The sequence below is a fragment of the Oleiphilus sp. HI0067 genome, from assembly GCF_001635735.1.
This window is the reverse complement of sequence record NZ_LWFI01000508.1, coordinates 1-866: the sequence shown is the minus strand read 5'-3', so window position 1 is coordinate 866 and position 866 is coordinate 1. Positions and strand designations below refer to the sequence as shown.

Below are 866 nucleotides of genomic sequence, written 5' to 3'. Positions count from 1 at the left end.
TACGAAATAAGCCCCAAAGAACGCTTATTGCGTCAATAAAACAACAGTTTGCGACAACAAACATCTGCAAAGGTGATAACAATCGTCGCAGACCGAAATACAAGAACGACCTCTTTGGTGTTCGAAAACATCCGTTAAATGGAGTAAATATAATGTCAGAGAAAACTCTGGGCCTGATCCAAGAAAATGAAGTAACGTGGGTAGACCTTCGCTTCACAGACACACGTGGTAAAGAGCAGCACGTAAGCATCCCTTCATCTGAAGTTGACGAAGACTTCTTCGAAGAAGGCAAAATGTTTGACGGTTCATCTATCGCTGGCTGGAAAGGCATCAACGAATCAGACATGATCCTTATGCCTGACGACTCTACTTCAGTTCTTGATCCTTTCACTGAAGAAACCACTCTTATCTTGCGTTGTGACATCGTTGAGCCTGCAACTATGCAAGGCTACGAGCGTGACCCACGCTCTGTTGCTAAGCGCGCAGAAGAATACTTGAAGTCTACTGGCATCGCAGACAGCGCATTGTTTGGTCCAGAGCCAGAGTTCTTCGTATTTGACGATGTTAAGTGGAAAGCTGACATCAGCGGTGCGATGTACCAAATCAACTCTGAAGAAGCTGCATGGTCTAGCGACGCAAGCATCGAAGGCGGCAACACTGGTCACCGTCCTGGCGTTAAAGGCGGTTACTTCCCAGTACCACCAGTTGACTCTTTGCACGATCTTCGTGGCGCAATGTGTGCTGCAATGGAAGCAATGGGACTAGTGATCGAAGTACACCACCACGAAGTAGGTACTGCTGGTCAGTGTGAAATCGGCGTTGGTGCGAACACACTTGTAAACAAAGCCGACGAAGTTCAAATTCTT

1 protein-coding gene is annotated in these 866 nt (G+C 46.9%); it reads left to right on the top strand.

Going from position 1 to position 866, the window contains the following annotated elements:
* Window positions 1-152: 152 nt before the first annotated feature.
* On the top strand, window positions 153-866 hold a 714-nt coding region (locus A3739_RS06025; RefSeq protein WP_197472101.1), incomplete at its 3' end, for a glutamine synthetase beta-grasp domain-containing protein.